We start from the raw sequence: 18,917 nt of genomic DNA on the forward strand, positions 1-18,917 counted from the left end.
AAGCGAAAAGTGAGGGCACCATAGCAGGCAATTTTTCAACAAGTCAACGCTGGAGGCGGCGAGACACTTGACGGAAGCCCCCGCCCCAACAGGGTCCTCGCGGGGTCATCAGGCCGCTTGTCCTGCCAGCCTCCCCGCCGCATTTCATTCGCGATTCCTCAGCTTCCTTGACAGTCTCCGAGACCCTTGGCTACGATGCACCAGGACAATCTGTGCGACATCTTCGTTGATGATTCCCATGACCATCTTTTCCGTCTTCCCCGAACGGCCGAGACGCCGTCACAATCGTGGACTGGCTCTTGCGGGCACCATGGGACTGTTGCTCGCCTCCTCCTGGGCCTGGGCCCTGCAAGTGAGCGGATTAGAATCGCCGCACAGCTTCCTGGCCGACCCTCCATCGAGGTCCTATTTCATTTCGAACATCAACGGGGACACCAACGCCCTGGATAACAACGGGTTCATTACCAAGCTGAGCGACGACGGCCGCATTACGGCCTTCAAGTTCATCGAAGGCGGCCGAGGGGATGTCACGCTCCATGCGCCCAAAGGCATGGCCATCGTCGATCAAGTCTTGTACGTCACGGATGTCGACACCCTGCGCGCCTTCGACAAAAACACGGGAAAACCTCTCGCCACAGTCGTGCTCCCCCGGCCCGCCAACGGCAAGGCCGCTCAATCGCTCGTGGACGTGGCTGCCGATGGGCACGGGCATCTGTATCTTGCCGATCAGGGGGGCAATGCGATCTATCGCGTGGATCTGACTCAGCCGTTGACCCTGTCTCTCTATGTTTCAGGGGTCCACTTAGCCGGCCCGTCAGGAGTTGCGGTCCATCCCAAAACCGGACATATCGTCGTGGTGAGTTATGATTCCGGAAAAATCTTCGATATAACTCCGGAAGGCACCCTCACCGAACTGGCCTCCAACGGATTCTTTACCGGGCGATTCCAAAACCTCAGCGGCGTCGATTTCGACCGGTGGGGCAGCATGTATGTCTCGGACCTGACGAAGGGGAAAATCTGGCGGATGCTGCCGAACAATAAATTTCAAGTCATCGCGGAATATCTGCCTGGGCCATCGGATCTTGGCATCGACCGCGTGAATCACCTGATTCTCGTCCCCTACCAGGACTCGAATGCGGCCGAAGTCAACGGCCTGGAATCTCCCACCGTGACGTCGGGCGACCGCGCGAAACGCACGCTGGCCGACTACGGGTTCATTGAGCCGAAAAAGTCTGAGAAAGAAGGAGCCTCCCGCAAATGAGCCAATGTGTCTATTGCACGCAGCGCAAAGGGAAACGCTCCTGTCCCGCCCTCACCGGCCTGATCTGCAGCCAATGCTGCGGAGAACACCGCCTGGCACGTATTTCCTGCCCGCCTGACTGCGAGTATCTCGATACCGGAAGCGACTATCAACAGAAACGGCTGGGCGAACAGTTTGCCCCGGTCCGGCGTGAACTTTACCGCCAGCTCAGCGTGGCGGGAGGCGAGAAAGCGGCGGCGTTGTTCAACCTGATCGAAGTCGTCACGTTCGGCTATTTCCATGACCGGCGGGACGGGCAGGATGCCGAAGTCTTTGCGGCCATCCAAGCATTGCGCCGTACCCTCAGCCCTCTCCACGTACCGGCCGCTCCGATGCCGGTCTTTGCCGAACGGCTCAAGAAAGAATATGACACGTTCGTGAAGCAGCAGCCCCAGCAGATTGCCGACGCCGGCACGGCCCCCGAAATTCTCGATCGCGCATTGGCGATCCTGACGGAATTTTCCGGACAGGGCTTCCAATCACGCCGCTTTCTCCTCGGCATGATCGGCTATGTGAAAACATTCCACCCCGAGATTGCAGAACACCTGACCAAGCAGCATGAAGCCGGCCGAATTGTGCTGCCCGGCCAACTGACTCCACCGCCCCAGGAACCGCCACCCCATGTCCATGGCCCCGAGTGCCATCATCACCACCACTGAGCACCCCCCGCTGCGCACAACAACGAGAGAGTTCCAATCCCCCGTTCACCAGACTGTCTACCGTTAGGTTTCGTTTTTCTCTTCAGCCGTTTTCTCTTTAGTTACCCCGCATTTCTGCCGATACAGGCGGGTCAGAACTTACACCTTCGTAAGAAGGCCATCAGGACCGCAGGCGTAACTCGTTGAAAATCTATGTACTCTTTTCTCAGTAATCTCTCAGCTGCTTTGCCCAAGGGAGATGCGCTGGACGCGTCGGCCTGGGCCGTCCGTCACCGGGGGATTCTGTACATCCTCTGGTTGCACGTACTGGGTGTTCCCCTGTACGGCGCCTATATGGGCGCAGGGCGTGGCCTCTATCTCGGTGGTGGAGCCCTCCTTGGAGCCATCGCCATCGCCGCGCAACTTCCCGCCATTAGCCGGCGGCTTCAAGGCGCCATTGCAACCTATGGGTTACTGACGGCCTCGGCGCTTCTGGTGCATCTCTCCGAAGGACGAATCGAACTGCACTTTCATTTCTTCGTCATGATGTCCGTGATCGTGCTGTACCAGGATTGGCTCCCGTTTCTGGTTGGACTGCAGTTCATCGTCATCGATCACGGGATCATAGGCACCCTGATGCCCCGCATGGTGTACGTCCATGCCGAAGGGCAGGCGCACCCATGGACCTGGGCACTGGTTCACGGCAGCTTCATTCTGGCTCAATGCGCGGCCCTGCTCTATTTTTGGCGAGTGAATGAGCTTGCCCGCGAGGAAGCTCTGCAGAGTGAGACCCGCACCCGGATGATCATCGAAACTGCTCTTGACGCCGTGGTCACAACGGACGCCTCGGGAGTCATCACCGACTGGAACACCCAGGCGGAATTCATGTTTGATGTTCCCCGCACCGAGGCTATCGGAAAACCCCTGACAACCTATCTCTCCACTGCCCATTCTACATCCGCGGCCGATGCCGGAGGGGTGCTCCCAGGACTCGTCCCCGGAGCCATTCTCAACCGCCGCGTGGAGAGTGTCGGCCGGTCGGGGTCCGGCGCGGAGTTTCCTGTCGAAATCGCCACAAGCTGCCTGGCCATCGGGAGGACCCAGCAGTTCACCACCTTCATTCAGAACATTTCCGAACGCAAGCAGCAGGAGGAAGCCCTTCGCCGGGCAAAAGACGCCGCCGAAGCGGCCAGTCAGGCCAAGTCCCAATTTCTGGCCAACATGAGTCACGAAATCAGAACCCCGATGAACGGTGTGCTCGGCATGACGGAGTTATTGCTTACGACCCCGCTCAACGAGAGACAACGGCGATATGCCCACACCGCGCACACGTCCGGAACCAACCTCCTGCACCTCATCAACGACATCCTGGATTTCTCGAAGATCGAAGCCGGCCGCTTAGTCCTGGAACACATCCCCTATGACCTGCGGCAGCTCCTGACGGAAACCTCAACGCTCTTTCACGAACAGGCGGTGAAAAAAGGGCTGACGCTCACCCTGACCATTGCGCCAGACATCCCCGTCACCTTCTACGGAGACCCGCACCGACTCCGTCAGATCCTGACGAACCTCATCAGCAATGCCCTCAAATTCACGACGACCGGGCGTATTGCCATTTCAGCAGCCATGGATGACGGCCACTCGGAACATGTGCGCATCGACGTGTCCGATACAGGGATCGGCATTCCGCGCGACGCGCAGGATCGAATCTTCGACTCCTTTTCGCAGGCCGACGGGTCAACCACGAGAAAATACGGCGGGACCGGGCTTGGCCTGGCTATCGTGAAGCAATTAGTCGGCATGATGGGCGGCCACCTGGGGCTCTCCAGTGTGCCCGGGGAGGGCTCCACCTTCTGGTTTACGATCTCCGCGTGTGCCACCACATCACGAGTCACGGCCTCGGACCAAGCCACCCCATCCACGGAGACGCTGCAGCACCCACACTGTTAACAAGGAGACGACCCCATGCAAGTCGCGACCACCTGTCTCAAAACCGGCCCCTCCGGAATTCCTGCTGAACTGGCCGCCCTCGACTCGGAGACCAGCCTCCTGTTGTTGTTCGGAGGCTCACGCTTGATTGACCGTCAGGACCTCATCCAGCAGGTGATGAACGCCTGCCCTCGAAGTCACGTGATGGGCTGCTCCACGGCCGGAGAAATTCATGGCTGTGAAATCTCGGATGACAGCCTCGTCGTTGCTGTGGTGCGCTTCGAGAAGACGCCTCTCCTCACCACCTGCGCGGCGGTTCACTCCCCTAAAGACTCATACGCTGCAGGACGCGCCATTGCCGCCCGCCTTCAACAGCCGGAGCTTCGAGGTCTGCTCGTGCTGTCTGACGGATTGAATGTCAACGGCAGCGAGCTTGTGAAGGGACTGAACGACACATTGGGAGGCGCCGTCGTCGTGACCGGCGGTCTGGCCGGCGACGGCACCGACTTCAAGCGAACATGGGTCATAAAAGACCGTGCGCCTCAAAGCGGTTATGTGACCGCCATTGGCTTCTATGGCAGCCATGTCCGGTTGGGCCACGGCTCAAAGGGAGGATGGGATAAGTTCGGTCCTGAGCGCCGGGTGACCAAATCCGACGGGAACATTCTGTACGAACTGGATGGGCGCCCGGCGCTGCAACTCTACAAAGAGTATCTCGGTGACCGCGCCGCCGGGCTCCCGGCCACAGGCCTGCTCTTCCCTCTCGCGATCAGAGGCTCGAACACCGACGGGAAAGTCCTGGTTCGCACCATCCTGGCTGTCGATGAAGCCGCTCAATCCATGACCTTCGCGGGCGATCTTCCGGAGGGCGTTCTCGCTCAATTGATGCGCGCCAACTTTGACCGCTTGATTCAAGGCGCCTCCGAAGCGGCAACCCTGACCCTCAAGGATCCGGCACGTGCAGCCAGCCCCTCTCCCACGCTCTCGATCGCCATCAGTTGTGTCGGGCGACGCTTGGTCCTCGGAGAACGAACGGAAGAAGAGATTGAAGCGACATTGGACATTCTGCCGGACGGCAGCCGCCAAGTCGGCTTTTATTCATATGGGGAAATCTCTCCCTATGACAGCGGAGCCTGCGATCTCCACAACCAAACCATGACGTTGACGACGATTACCGAATTCTAATTTCTATGCATCCGCTGCTTACACGACAACTCAAGCGATTGGGATTGGAACACGGTGCAGCGCCCACCTCGCTCGAGGCCTGGCAGCAATTGCTTGAACGGGTCAGCCGGAGCTACCTTGAATCCGATCAGGGGCGAGAACTGCTCGAACGCTCGATCGCGCTCTCCGCAAGAGAGATGCAGGACCTGAACGAGCAGCTACGCCGCACCTCCGAGAGTCAGTTGGCCGAGGAACGGGACAAACTTCACACCGTACTTTGTTCCATGGGCGACGGGCTCTGCGTCGTGGATCGGAACTGGGACATTGTGTTGCTCAATCCTGAAGGGCAGCGCTTGTGGGGGCTGACCGAAGCAGAGGTCGCGGGACGACGCCTGGGGGAGATGATTTCCCTCTCGTACGGCACAAATCTCACCGCGCCGGTCTTCACCCAGGTGCTGCTGGATGACACGGCTCAGGGGCACTCGTTCAGGACCGACGACGGCCTTCTCACCTCGATCACCGGCCGTTCGTTTCCCGTGTCCTGCGTGTTAGCTCCCATTGAGCGCGACAACCATGCCGCCGGGGCCGTGCTGGTCTTTCGGGACATTACGGAGCGCAAGCAGGCGGAGGATGTTCGTCGCTATACGGAAAATTTATTGCGGCAACATCAGGCCGCTCTCTTGGGCCTGACAAGCAACAGCATCATTCAAAGCGGTGTTCTGGAACCGGCCTTGAGGGAAATTACCCGCGTCACAGCCTCGACGCTTGGAGTGCGCCGGTCCAGCATCTGGCTTCTGCGCGAGGATCACAGCGCCATCACCTGCAAAGAACTCTACGACGCGTCCACCAACAGCCATTCCTCCGGCATGGAACTCCTCGCGACACAATTCCCGAACTATTTCCGGGAACTCCTCACGGAACGCGTCATTGATGCATCCGACGCGCGGACCGATCCTCGCACCTCCGAGTTCACCCACACCTACCTGACCCCGCTGGGGATCGGCGCCATGCTCGATATTCCGATTCGCTTCAAGGGGAAACTGGTTGGGGTGCTCTGCAGTGAACATGTGGGGCCGCCGCGCTCGTGGATGCTCGAGGAGCAACAATTCAGTTATGCGATCGCCTCGTTAGTATCTTTGGCCCTGGAAGCGGTCGAGCGGCTCCACGCCGAAGGAGCGCTGCGCAAGAGCGAGGGACGGACCAGATTGATTATTGATACTGCGCTCAGCGCAGTGATCAGCGTGGACGAGCAGGGACGCATTATCGGATGGAATGCTCAGGCGGAGCAGACATTCGGGTGGACGCGCCAGGAAGCCATCGGCCGGACGATGGCGGACACCATCATTCCACAGGCTCAACGCGAAGCCCATCGACGAGGGTTTGAGCGGTTCATCAAGACCGGTGACGGGCCTATTTTGAACAAACGGATCGAGATCACCGCCCTGCGCCGCGACGGCACAGAGTTTCCAATTGAGTTGGCCATCACCCCGCTCCGCCTGGAAAATGCGTATACGTTCACGGCCTTCGTCGTGGATATTTCAGAACGCAAGCAGGCGGAAGAAGCTTTGCGCACTAGCGAAGCCCGTCTCCTGATGACGGTGCAGGGATCTCACATCGGAATCTGGGATTGGAACCTCACGACCGGTTCGGTCTATTTCTCCCCGCAATGGAAAAGCCACCTCGGCCATGACGAGGCCACACTGTCCAATACATTCGAAGAATGGCGCTCCCGCATTCATCCGGAAGACCAGCCGCTGGTCCATACGACCATACAATCCTGTCTGGACGGCGACCACTCCCAGTTTGAGCTCGAACATCGGCTGCAGCATCGGGATGGATCGTACCGCTGGATCCTCTCCCGCGGCAGCCTCATCCGGGACGAGTACGGCGTGGCCGCGCGGATGGTCGGCATCCATATCGATACCACCGACCGCAAACGCACCGAGGAGGAACTCCGTGCGGCAAAGGAAGCCGCCGAAGCGGCCAGCAAGGCAAAGAGCGAGTTCCTCGCCAATATGAGCCACGAAATCCGCACCCCCATGAATGGCGTGCTGGGAACGACCGAGCTCTTGCTCAACAGCCCCCTGACGGACAAGCAGCGGCACCTCGCTTCAACCGTACACCGGTCGGGGAGGACCCTGCTCGCCATCATTAACGACATTCTTGATTTCTCAAAAATCGAAGCGGGCAAACTGGATTTGGAATGTGTCGGATTCGACTTGTCGCAACTGTTGGACGAATCCCTCGAGCTATTCATGGAGGCCGGCCGCCGGAAACACCTTCTCCTGACTCAACAGATCGACGAAAAGGTCCCACGCTACTTGAAGGGCGATCCGGTCAGATTCCGTCAAATCCTCATGAATCTTTTGAGCAATGCCATGAAATTCACCGAAACCGGAGAGATTTCGCTGACTGCCGGCTATGTGAGCGGTACAGCTACCCATGCGCAGCTCCGCATTTCGGTCACCGACACCGGCATCGGCATTCCGCCCGCGGCAAAATTACGTATTTTTGATGCCTTTGCGCAAGCCGATGGTTCAACCACCAGACGGTATGGCGGGACAGGACTCGGGCTGTCGATCGCTAGGCGATTGGTGGAGCTCATGGGCGGAACCATCACCGTTGAAAGTGAGCCCGGACGCGGCTCCACGTTTTCGTTTACGGCGCGATTCGAACTGCAACCGCTTGGCGCGGGAACGGAAACGGGCCTAACGTCGTATCCGCAATTTCCAAAACCGCATGTCACCCTCGAACCTGGCTACGGGCCGCCCTATGCGTGCCCGTCAGCCACCGGACCGGAGGCCAAGGAAGCGGGACATCGTGCGGCCCGGATTCTTGTGGCTGAAGATAGCCCGGTCAATCGCGAGGTCGCAGTGGGAATGTTGGAAATCCTCGGCTATGAGGTCGAGATGGCAGAAAACGGCCGGCAAGCGCTGGAATTGGTCGGGCGCAGCCAATTTGATCTCGTGCTCATGGACTGTCAGATGCCGGAGATGGATGGCCTGACGGCGACCGGCGAAATTCGCCGGCAGGAAACGTCTTCAGGGCATCGAAGGGTGACCATCATCGCCTTAACCGCCAATGCCATGCAAGGCGACCGGGAACAATGTCTCGCGGCCGGGATGGATGACTATTTGACCAAACCCTATACCCAGATCCAATTGCAGAGCGCCGTGCAGAAATGGCTGGAGAGGAGGGGACCTGCCCCGAACTCCGCCCCTGCCTCAGGAGAAACGCCTCCTGTAAATGGCAAGTCAACTCAACCGGCAACTGATTCCACAACAGGCAGCACCGCAGCCGCATCGGGCATGGACCCCAAAGCCCTCGACGGCATTCGCGCGTTGCAGCGCCCGAACCGGCCTGATGTGCTGGCCTCGGTCCTCCGAAAGTATCTCGATAATTCACGAGATAGTGTGGATACCCTGCGGAACGCGATTCGCGCGAACGATCCCTCTGCACTGCAAGCAGTTGCTCACCGGCTCAAGTCGAGCAGTGCCCAACTTGGAGCCCTTGCCGTGGCGGCTCGATGCAGGGAGCTCGAAGCGATGGGCGCTCAAAAGAACCTGATCGAAGCCGATCGGGTTCTGGCCGACCTACAGTGCGAATATGCTGCCGCTTGTGCCGTCTTTCGAAACGAGATCGCCAAGGAGAAATCATCATGATCCCGCTCTCATCGGGACGATCACCCTATGCGTTGGTCACGGACGATGACATCATTCTCCGCATGTTTGCCCGTGAAGCCCTGGAACAAGCCGGATGGGTCGTCGTGGAGGCTGAGAACGGGCGGGAAGCCTGCGACGCCTTTCAAAAAAGCCCGGCGGACGTGGTGCTCCTCGATGTCATGATGCCGGAAATGGACGGCTTTCAGACCTGCGCAGCGTTGCGACAGTTACCAGGCGGCGAACACACCCCGATTCTCATCATGACCGGGCTGGACGACTTTGAGTCGATTACCAAAGCGTATGATGCCGGCGCGACGGATTTTATCGTCAAACCCTTGAACGCCATGCTGTTGACCCACCGCATCCGCTACATGGTTCGAGCCAACCAGGTACTCCAGGAACTGCGAGCCAGCCAGGCGACTCTCACGCAGGCTCGCGATGCGGCGATGGAGGGGGCCCGGCTCAAATCCGAATTCCTCGCGACGATGAGTCATGAAATCCGCACCCCGATGAATGGCGTGCTGGGCATGACCGACTGGCTCCTGGAAACCGACCTGACTCCCGAACAACTGGATTGCGCGCAAACGATCCGTTCCTCGGGCGATTCCTTGATGGTCATCATCAATGACATTCTCGATTTTTCAAAAATTGAATCCGGGAAACTGTCACTCGAATTGCTGGACTTTGACCTGCCAAAGTTTGTTGGTCGAGTCCTGGCGTTGTTCGCAGAGCGAGCGCAACGAAAAGGTCTTATCCTTCACTCCCGGATTGCGGAGGATGTGCCGGCCGCCTTATTGGGAGATCCGACCCGACTGCAGCAAGTCCTCAGCAACCTGCTCGCGAACGCCATCAAATTCAGCGACCGCGGAACCGTTTCCATCGTGGTCGACCTGGACCAACGGCCTTCTGGACAACGTCTCGAGTTTCCTGCTACCAGCTACGGCCAATCGTCATTGAATACCGACCGAGTCAGTCATGTCCGATTCTCCGTCGCAGATACCGGCATCGGGATTGCGCCTAGCGCGTTCGGGAAGTTATTCCAGCCTTTCGTGCAAGCCGACGGCTCCACGACCAGGAAGTATGGAGGAACAGGACTGGGACTGGCCATTTGCAAACAATTGGTGGAGTTGATGGGAGGCAACATCGGAGCGGAAAGCGAGCCGGGATCAGGGTCGGTTTTCCGGTTCACCGTGCCTCTGCAGCAACAACTGACAGACAGCGAGAGAAGAAAACCAGCCGCCTGATCACACGCATTGCACCCCTGCCCCACCAGTGCCGCATCTCGCGGGCTCTTAATTAGAGAGACCAAGACGTATCTTTTTAGATACTTTCCGTAAAAGTTCTCCCGTACACCCCTGCAATCGTCTGCCGGACTTCCGAATGATCCCATTGAAATACCTATGGAAATCTAATGGCTTAAAGTTTGCTTTACTTCGTTGTGCACACATAGTATACAAAGCGGGTCGAAAGGGGTTCCTCTCCAACGTCAGCATGCAAACCCTTCATCACCGCAACGAGTAGGCAAAACCCTACACCTAAGGATTTCATCTGTGCATTGTCTGACATTCGACATCGAAGAACATTTCCAGGTCTCGCGGTTTGATTCGCCTATTCGCCGGCGACATTGGGGCGCCTTTGAAAGCCGCGTGACGGCCAACACGTGCAAGGTGCTTGATTTACTCGCGCGGTATGATACCAAAGCCACCTTTTTTGTCCTGGGATGGGTCGCCGAACGTCACCCTGGTCTGATTAAGCAGATTGCGGAATGCGGACATGAAATTGCTTCTCACGGATATGGGCATGAGTTGGTCACGGCCCAAACACCGGATTTGTTCCGCGCCGACGTGAGGCAGGCCAAACAGATACTGGAAGACCTCACGGGGGCTCCGGTCCATGGGTATCGCGCACCCGGCTTCACCATCACGCGCGAAACACTGTGGGCATTACCGATCTTGGCCGAAGAGGGGCATACCTACGACTCCAGCGTGGTTCCTATCCGGCACGATCATTGTGGTCTTCCCGGATCAGACCCCTGGCACCATCTGAAACAAACCTCTTCGGGTCCCATTTGGGAAGTGCCTCCATCGACGGTCAATCTCGGAGGAGTCCGGATTCCCATCGCCGGCGGCAGTTATTTCAGGCTTTTGCCATTTCCGGCCCTGTGCGGGCTGATGCGGAGGATTGAACAAAAAGGCCGGCCGCTCGTCATGTACTTTCACCCATGGGAACTCGATCCTCACCAACCCCATATGGAAGGCCCGTTCCTTTCCAAAATGTTCCACTACATGAATCTGGACAAGATGGAATTCCGCATGTCCACCGTACTGAATACCTTCCGGTTCGGCTCCATCGCTGAACAAATCGATCTTTCTCCGATTATGCCCATCGATTCCGCTGTCTTCCCTTCTACTTCGGCCGTCATCGCCCAAGACTTCGTGTGATCCCTGCCATATCAATCCTTCCATGGACGTAACGGAGGTGCACCTGGCGCCCGCACAAGCGTTCAACTGCTGCGCAAAAGTAAGGATTGCACTGCGCCAGCTGCTTCAGTACGGTAGGCACGTCACAGACGAGGCTATTGCAGGATATGAGGGAGACGAACCATGCAGAAGAGACACGCGAAGTCAGGCCGCCGATGGCTGAAGAAGATCAGTCTAGCCATGGCATGTACCTGTGGCATACTCTGGCCAACCGCAGGCTTCACTCAATCCCTGGATGACACCGTGCAGTTCATCAGCGACATGGCCAATGCGCACGGCTTTGTGCGAACCCTCAGTTGCCGGAATCCGAAAGCCGTGAAGCCGACCAAAATCACTGAAGTGTATAGTGTGATTCCGACGGGAACCAGGCTGGGCACAATCGAGCTGAACCATGGGCATGACGAGGTCAACACCGGTTTCACTCATTTCAATATGCAGGACATCGACACCTTCGAGTACCAGGGCCAGGACACGCGCGAGAACAACCTGGTCCTTTACGGGGTCCGCATTTCCTGCAACGCCAACGGCCCATGCATCCTGAAAACCAGCTTCTGCACCGGGGCGGTCGCGGAATTGAAAGGCCAGTTTGCTGAAGACACGCTGCTCTTTCGCTCCGCATCCCACGCAGAACGTATGACCAAAGCCCTCTCTCACTTCCTGACGCTGGTCCGCGCCCAGCAACAGACTCAGCCCTTCTAATTGGGATCATGAGCACCGGGCTGATCGCGTCACGCAGGATCGGCCCGGTGCTCACGTCTCCCGGTTCACTCGATAATCGTCACCGTCATCTCAACCCGATCGATCGGATTGTCGCACGGCCCCTTATCGGCAGGACTCGGCGCGCCGGTCTGACACATGACTCTTGGCAATGCCACGATCTTGTCCGCAACCCCAATCCCTTTCACCACTTCACCGAAAATAGTGTATTTTCGATCCAAGAAACGCGACTCCTCGACGACGACAAAAAACTGCGACCCGGCGCTATCAGGATCCTGTGCCCGCGCCATTGACACGACGCCACGCTTGTGGGGCAGGTCGCTGAATTCAGCTTTGACATTGTGCCCGGGACCGCCTTGGCCATAGGCGCCTTTTTTCAGTGTGTCCTTGGTGTTCGGGTCGCCCCCCTGAATCATAAAACCAGGGATGACACGATGAAAAATCGTGCCATTATAAAATCCGGATTTGGCCAACTTGATGAAATTTTCGACATGCTTCGGGGCAACGTCCGGCAAAAACTTCATCTCAATGTCGCCTAACTTGGTCTTGATGACTGCCCGCACATTGCTCGCATTAACGACATCGCCGCCCTTGTCAGGAGCATCAGCCGCTAAACCGGTTCCAACCATACCGACGACCAAGATCAGACTCATTACGCCCGCGCAGCCAAACCGATTGTGCCATCGTTGTTGTGTCATCTTGCCTCCTTCTTGCCAGTTCAGTGAATGGTAACTCACGCCGTTAATTGGGTCAGAGCTTCCCGCGCAGCCATCTGCTCCGCCTCTTTTTTGCTGTGGCCGCACCCGATCCCTCGCATCACTCCCTGGATGGTCAGCTCAACCTCAAACACCTTTTCGTGATCCGGCCCTGATTCCCGCACCGTGGCATACTGCGGGAGACTTTCGAACCGCTTCTGGCAGAGTTCCTGGAGCTGCGTTTTATAATCTTCCATCCCGGGCCGGGCCTGTTCCGCCCGTGCCGCCAGCAATTCCTCCTCCAACACCCGCAAGGTAAAAGTCCGGCTCGCCTCAAGTCCACCATCCAAATAGACCGCCGCGATTAAAGCTTCGAGCGCATCTGCTAATAAGGAATGTTTCTCCCGACCCTTCGAGAGTTCTTCACCCTTTCCCAATCGCAACAGGCGCCCCAGTTTCATTCGCCGGGCGGCCTTAGCCAGCGACGCCTCACTCACGAGATGAGCTTTCAGCTTGGACAACCCGCCCTCGTTGCTCCCCGGAAATTCGGCGGCGAGGTACTCACTCATGACGAGCGACAGCACCGCGTCGCCCAGAAATTCCAGGCGTTCGTTCTGCGTTCGATCTTTGGTGCGCCGCTCGTTGGAGTAGGATTTGTGAGTCAGGGCTTCTTCCAGCAGACGAGGCTGGCGGAACCGGTAGCCCAGAAGGCGCTGGACCGCCTCAATTGACGTTGCCGGCGTCATACCACCTGACTCATGGCTGGAGAGGATTACTGGTCACATCTGCGAAAAAGCAGACAGGCGTTGACCCCGCCGAAGCCGAACGAATTGGACAGGGCCACCTGAGGCTTGGCCGGACGGGCCTTATTGGGCACGTAGTCGAGGTCACAGGCGGGATCGGGATGGTCGAGGTTGATGGTCGGAGGCAAGACACCATGGTGTAAGGCAAGAATGCTGAACACGGCCTCTATCCCTCCGGCCGCACCCAACAGATGGCCCGTCATGGACTTCGTCGAACTGACCGGAATCCGGTACGCCTGATCCCCGAACACATGTTTGATGGCCTTGGTCTCGATCGCATCCGCCATGGTAGACGTGCCATGGGCATTGATGTAGCCGATGTCCGTCTTGAGGACGCCGGCATCCGCAATCGCCATTTCCATACACCGAACTGCCCCCTCTCCCTCTTCGGGCGGCGCGGTGATGTGGTAGGCATCACTATTCATGGCGTATCCGATAACTTCGGCATAGATGCGTGCGCCGCGCGCACGGGCATGCTCCAGTTCTTCGAGCACGACCACGCCAGCCCCTTCGCCCAACACGAATCCGTCGCGGTCTTTGTCGAAAGGCCGACTCGCCTTCGCCGGTTCGTTGTTTCGAAACGACAGGGCTTTCGCCGAGGCAAACCCGGCAACACCCAGCGGCGTAATTGCCGCTTCCGCACCGCCGGCAATCATCACATCCGCATCGTTCCGTCGAATGAGGCGGTAGGCATCGCCGATGCAATGGTTCCCGGTCGCGCAGGCCGTGACCGCACAGGAATTCGGCCCCTTCGCGCCCACCCGGATCGCCACCTGCCCGGAGGCCAGGTTGATAATCGTCATCGGAATGAAGAAAGGCGAGACCCGGCCTGGCCCCTTTTCCTTCAGCACGTCATGATAGTGCTCGATCGATCCCAGCCCGCCGATACCGGACCCGATGTAGACCCCGACTCTCGTCGCCTCTTCAGACGAAACTTTCAGGCCGGCATCGTCCACCGCCAATTGGCTCGCCCCCACCGCATAGTGGATGAAGGTGTCCATCTTCTTGATTTCTTTTTTCTCGATGAACTGCGCCGGGTCGAAATCTTTCACCTCTGCGGCAATCTGCGCGTCGTATCCGCTTGGATCAAATCGCGTGATTCGGCCCACGCCGGACTCGCCGGCACACAGCGCCTTCCACGTTTTGTCGACGCCGGTTCCAAGCGGCGTCACCAGTCCGAGACCGGTCACCACCACACGTCTGACGGATCGATCGTGCATACTGCCGTCCGTTACGCTTTCTCTTTAATGTAATCCAGCGCTTTCCCAACGGTGAGGATCTTTTCTGCATCCTCATCGGGGATTTCAATTTCAAACTCTTCTTCCAGGGCCATCACCAATTCGACCGTGTCGAGCGAATCCGCACCCAAATCTTCGACGAAATGCGCTTCCAGCGTCACTTCGTCTTCCTCAACCCCCAACTGCTCGGCAATAATTTTCTTCACCCGTTCATCTACTGTTGCCATGGACTTGCCCACCTCCTTCCATCGTATCTCATCCGCCACATTCTTTGCCGAAACATCCGGGTCGACCGGAATCGATCGACTCACCGGCCCGACTCACTTATACCATGAGCATGCCGCCGTTCACGTGCAAGACCTGTCCCGTGATATACGACGCTGCATCCGACACCAGAAACCGAACCGCCGCGGCAATATCGGACGGAAGGCCCAACCGTCCCAGCGGGATCTGCTTCTGCAAAGCGTCCTTCACCTCCGGCGATAACCCCTGCGTCATGGCCGTATCAATAAAACCCGGCGCCACCGCGTTGACCGTCACGGCTCGACTCGCATATTCGCGCGCCGCGGTTTTGGTAAACCCAATCACCGCCGCCTTAGATGCCGAATAATTCGCCTGCCCCACATTCCCCATCGCACCCACAATCGAGGCGATATTGACGATCCGGCCAAACCGCTGCTTCGTCATGGGGAGCAGAACGGCTTTGGTGCAATGAAACGTCCCGTTCAAATTGACTTGCAGGACCAGGTTCCAATCTTCTTCCTTCATCCGAAGCAGCAACCCGTCGCGCGTGATACCGGCGTTATTCACCAGGATATCGATCCGACCCCATTCCTGCATGACCTGATCGGCCATGGACTTGGCATCATTCCAATCGGACACATTCACTTTGACACTCAGAGCCCGGCGTCCCAATTTCTGAATCGCCGCCACCGCCTCTTGCGAACGCCCCGGATCAAGGTCTGCCACCGCAATATCCGCGCCATCCTCGGCCAGGCCTTCCGCAATCGCACGTCCGATTCCCTGGGCTCCGCCCGTAACAATCGCCACTTTCCCCTGTAATGACATCGGTCTACTCCCCTGCAATCTCTACGCTGCTTATGCCTGACGCTCTACGCCCGCGGCGGTGAGTGCCGCGTCCAATGACTTCGGGTCATGGACATTGGCGGTGACCGCGCCTGGAAGGATACGCTTCACCAAGCCCGTCAATACCGTTCCCGGTCCGATTTCAACGAAGGTCGTCACACCCAGCTGAGCCATCGTCTGCACCGACTCTTCCCACCGCACCGATGACGGCAATTGCCGGACCAGCGACGCCCGAATGTCTTCCGAGCGCCGCAGCGCCACCGCCTCTGCATTATTGACCAATGGCACAGCCAAATCCCGCCAGGTCACTCCGCCGAATTCCGCTGCCAACCGATTTGCGGCACCCTGCATCAAGGGCGTGTGAACCGGCACACTCACCGGAAGCGGAATCGCTTTCTTGCATCCCTTCGACTTGGCGATTTCAATCGCCCGTTCGACCGCGGCCTTCTCGCCGGCAATGACAACCTGGCCGGGAGAGTTGAAATTCGCGGCGGCGACCACACCGGCGGACGCGGCTTCCTGACACACTGCCCTCACGACTTCCGCCGAGAGACCCAGCAACGCGGCGACCAATCCTGTCCCTGGTGGCACGGCCTCGGCCATGTAACGCCCACGCTTTTGCACCAGGGACACCGCATCCTGAAACGAGACGCCGCCGGCCGCGAAAACCGCCGAATATTCTCCGAGACTGTGCCCGGCAACGGCCACGGGAGTTAGTCCGGCTGGTTCCAAAGCCTTGAGCGCCGCCGCGCTACTCACGAACAAGGCCGGCTGAGTGTTTTCTGTGAGATTCAGTCGTTCAACCGGCCCCTCAAAACAGAGCTGCGCCACATCGTAGCCGAGAATGGAGGAGGCCTCTTCATACACCGCCCTCACCGTCGGGAACGCATCATACAACCCGCGTCCCATGCCCACTGATTGCGATCCCTGTCCGGGGAACAAAAATCCGATTGCTGAAGCTGTCATAGCCGCGTAAGGTATCGTAGAAACCATGCTCAATGTCAACGGGAAAAAGCCGGACCCATTCGGCACAGCCTGGCTTCAGGCCCGATTACCGATCAGTGGCCGCCCCCTCACCAGCGAATCAACGTCGATGCCCAGGTCAGCCCCGCGCCGAATGCGCCGAACATCACCAGTTGACCGTCTTTGACCCGTCCATCCCGCACCGCTTCGTCCAAGGCGATCGGTATCGAGGCTGCGGACGTGTTGCCGTACCGATCCATATTCAAGACGACTTTTTCCAGCGGAAGACCGAGACGATCGGCCACCGCTTTAATGATACGCAGGTTGGCCTGGTGAGGAATGTACAGATCAAGGTCATCGACCGACAGCTGATGCGCCGCAAGCGTTTCGCGCGCCACTTCCTCCAGGGTCCGTACCGCGACCTTAAACGTTTCGTTCCCCTTCATCTTGATGTACTGTGAGCGTTCGCCCATCATCGCTTCAGAAGGGGGAATCCGCGTTCCACCGCCAGGCACCACGATCAAATCAGATAAGCTGCCGTCAGAATGCAGGTGGCTGGAGAGGATGCCACGTTGTCCTTCGGCAGCGCTCACCACCGCCGCACCGGCGCCATCCCCAAATAAAATGCACGTATTGCGGTCCGTCCAATCCGTAATCGTGGACATCACTTCAGAGCCCACGACCAGGACATGGCGCATTCCAGTGCGAACATAGGCGTCAGCGACCCCTAACGCATAGACGAACCCGCAGCAAGCGGCAGAGATGTCGCAGGCCGCGGCCCGCGTCGCGCCCAGACGATGTTGGAGCAGGCAGGCGGTCGATGGCAAGGGCATATCGCCCGTGCAGGTGGCCAGGAGAATCAGATCGAGATCACTGCCGGACAAGCCAGCGGCTTTCAATGCACGTTCTGCGGCGATCAAGCCCAAGTCTGAACAGGCTTGTCCTTGAGCCGCAATGCGTCGTTCCCGGATCCCTGTGCGCTCGCGAATCCATTCATCGGAGGTCGCCACCAGCTGCTCCAGATCACCATTGGTCATCACCCGCTCAGGGGCATACGACCCGGTCCCTGTGATCCGCGCCCGTATCACGCCTGCTTTCCCTCCAACCGCTCGTCTTGATGCCGTCTCAGGCTCTCCTCGATGTCGCGTTGAATCAGCTCATCCAAACGGGTTTCGGCCAATCCCTTTGCTCGACGAATGGCATTCTTAATCGCCTTGGCGGACGAGCGGCCATGGCAGATCATGGTGGTCCCGTTCACCCCCAGCAAGGGCGCGCCGCCGAATTCCGCATAATCGATTTTTCGCTTCAAGTTCAGGAGCGGCTTTGCAATCAAGGGATAGGCCAACCGTCCGAGCCATGAACCGGAAAGTTCCTTCATCAGCAACTTCTTGATGACGTCCGCGACACCTTCCGAAATCTTGAGCGCCACATTGCCAATAAACCCGTCGCACACCACCACATCCGCACTCCCGCTGTACACGTCGCGCCCCTCGATGTTCCCGATAAAATTCAATGGGCTGGCTTTCAATAGCTTGAAGGCTTCCTTGGTGACTTCGTTGCCCTTGCTGTCTTCCTCTCCGATGCTCAACAGTCCCACGCGCGGATTGGGCTTGGCGTAGACATGCCGGGCAAATTCATTTCCCATCAAAGCGAATTGCTCCAGATGTTGCGCCGAACAATCGACATTGGCGCCCACATCCAGCATCACCGCGCTCCCCGTCAACGTCGGCAACATCGTGGCAATCGCCGGTCGCTCGACCCCCTTGATCAAACCGAGGACAAAGAATGAAGCGACCATGCTTGCGCCGGTATTGCCCGGACTGACCACCGCATCGGCTTCACCGGATTTGACCAGCTCCGTCGCCACCCAAATGGACGAGTCCCGCTTCTTCCTGGCCACAGCGGCAGGCGACTCGTGCATCTCCACCACTTGCGGCGCGTGCCGAATGGTAATCCGCGTATCGTTACAGTTGAGTTTGCGGCATGCGGCGGTCAGCTCGTCTTCCTTGCCGACCAGAATGATCCCGAGCCCCAGTTCCTGCGCGGCTTGCATCGCGCCTTCAATGACCGGGGCCGGTCCATGGTCTCCGCCCATCGCATCGACGGCAATCTTCATGTGCGGTTAGCGGTCCACGGATAGAGAAGTGAAGAATCGTGCAGAGACGCCCTGCCGGCTAGGACCTGAACGGCCTCACGCATGACATAGCGTCGGATCGTGATCACGGTGGGCAATTGTACCCGA

16 protein-coding genes are annotated in these 18,917 nt (G+C 58.3%); 8 read left to right on the top strand and 8 right to left on the bottom strand.

Annotated elements, in window-relative coordinates:
- Positions 1-238: 238 nt before the first annotated feature.
- The 8 genes from GDA65_06385 to GDA65_06420 all read left to right on the top strand — a co-directional run bounded on the left by GDA65_06385 (position 239) and on the right by GDA65_06420 (position 11,872).
- Positions 239-1,261, top strand: a complete 1,023-nt coding sequence (locus tag GDA65_06385; GenBank protein ID MBA5862317.1) for a hypothetical protein — start codon at positions 239-241, stop codon at positions 1,259-1,261.
- A complete protein-coding gene (locus tag GDA65_06390; GenBank protein ID MBA5862318.1) occupies positions 1,258-1,959 on the top strand; it encodes a hypothetical protein in 702 nt (233 codons plus the stop codon). Before GDA65_06385 ends, GDA65_06390 begins: the two co-directional genes overlap by 4 nt.
- A gap of 192 nt (positions 1,960-2,151) precedes the next feature.
- Positions 2,152-3,888, top strand: a complete 1,737-nt coding sequence (locus GDA65_06395; GenBank protein MBA5862319.1) for a PAS domain S-box protein — start codon at positions 2,152-2,154, stop codon at positions 3,886-3,888.
- 15 nt (positions 3,889-3,903) lie between these two features.
- Positions 3,904-5,052: a hypothetical protein gene (locus GDA65_06400; GenBank protein MBA5862320.1), complete on the top strand. Its 1,149-nt coding sequence runs from the start codon at positions 3,904-3,906 to the stop codon at positions 5,050-5,052.
- Between the two features lie 5 nt (positions 5,053-5,057).
- Positions 5,058-8,693 carry a PAS domain S-box protein gene (locus tag GDA65_06405; protein MBA5862321.1) on the top strand — a complete coding sequence of 1,212 codons (3,636 nt, stop codon included), beginning with the start codon at positions 5,058-5,060 and terminating at the stop codon, positions 8,691-8,693.
- Positions 8,558-9,937, top strand: coding sequence for a response regulator (locus GDA65_06410; protein ID MBA5862322.1), 1,380 nt, complete (start codon positions 8,558-8,560; stop codon positions 9,935-9,937). Before GDA65_06405 ends, GDA65_06410 begins: the two co-directional genes overlap by 136 nt.
- Before the next feature lie 306 nt (positions 9,938-10,243).
- Complete coding sequence (locus tag GDA65_06415) at positions 10,244-11,134, top strand: DUF3473 domain-containing protein (protein MBA5862323.1); 891 nt, start codon at positions 10,244-10,246, stop codon at positions 11,132-11,134.
- Between the two features lie 162 nt (positions 11,135-11,296).
- Positions 11,297-11,872 (top strand): hypothetical protein, encoded by a 576-nt coding sequence (locus GDA65_06420; GenBank protein MBA5862324.1) that lies wholly within the window; start codon positions 11,297-11,299, stop codon positions 11,870-11,872.
- Positions 11,873-11,937: 65 nt separating this feature from the next.
- Here GDA65_06420 and GDA65_06425 read toward each other — a convergent pair whose 3' ends face one another.
- The 8 genes from GDA65_06425 to plsX form a co-directional block, all read right to left on the bottom strand.
- Positions 11,938-12,519, bottom strand: coding sequence for a peptidylprolyl isomerase (locus GDA65_06425; GenBank protein MBA5862325.1), 582 nt, complete (start codon positions 12,517-12,519; stop codon positions 11,938-11,940).
- A 104-nt stretch (positions 12,520-12,623) separates the two neighbouring features.
- A complete protein-coding gene (rnc, locus tag GDA65_06430) occupies positions 12,624-13,331 on the bottom strand; it encodes a ribonuclease III (protein ID MBA5862326.1) in 708 nt (235 codons plus the stop codon).
- Between the two features lie 26 nt (positions 13,332-13,357).
- Positions 13,358-14,608, bottom strand: coding sequence for a beta-ketoacyl-ACP synthase II (gene fabF, locus GDA65_06435; protein ID MBA5862327.1), 1,251 nt, complete (start codon positions 14,606-14,608; stop codon positions 13,358-13,360).
- Positions 14,609-14,619: 11 nt separating this feature from the next.
- A complete protein-coding gene (gene acpP / locus GDA65_06440; GenBank protein MBA5862328.1) occupies positions 14,620-14,853 on the bottom strand; it encodes an acyl carrier protein in 234 nt (77 codons plus the stop codon).
- 97 nt (positions 14,854-14,950) lie between these two features.
- The gene (fabG, locus tag GDA65_06445; protein ID MBA5862329.1) at positions 14,951-15,694 is read right to left on the bottom strand and encodes a 3-oxoacyl-[acyl-carrier-protein] reductase; all 744 of its coding nucleotides are present in this window, start codon (positions 15,692-15,694) and stop codon (positions 14,951-14,953) included.
- Positions 15,695-15,724: 30 nt separating this feature from the next.
- Positions 15,725-16,678 (bottom strand): ACP S-malonyltransferase, encoded by a 954-nt coding sequence (gene fabD, locus GDA65_06450; protein MBA5862330.1) that lies wholly within the window; start codon positions 16,676-16,678, stop codon positions 15,725-15,727.
- A gap of 107 nt (positions 16,679-16,785) precedes the next feature.
- Positions 16,786-17,763, bottom strand: coding sequence for a beta-ketoacyl-ACP synthase III (fabH, locus tag GDA65_06455; protein ID MBA5862331.1), 978 nt, complete (start codon positions 17,761-17,763; stop codon positions 16,786-16,788).
- Positions 17,760-18,791: a phosphate acyltransferase PlsX gene (gene plsX / locus GDA65_06460; protein ID MBA5862332.1), complete on the bottom strand. Its 1,032-nt coding sequence runs from the start codon at positions 18,789-18,791 to the stop codon at positions 17,760-17,762. Before plsX ends, fabH begins: the two co-directional genes overlap by 4 nt.
- Positions 18,792-18,917: the final 126 nt, after the last annotated feature.

Source organism: Nitrospira sp. CR1.1, assembly GCA_014055465.1.
Lineage (GTDB): Bacteria > Nitrospirota > Nitrospiria > Nitrospirales > Nitrospiraceae > Nitrospira_A.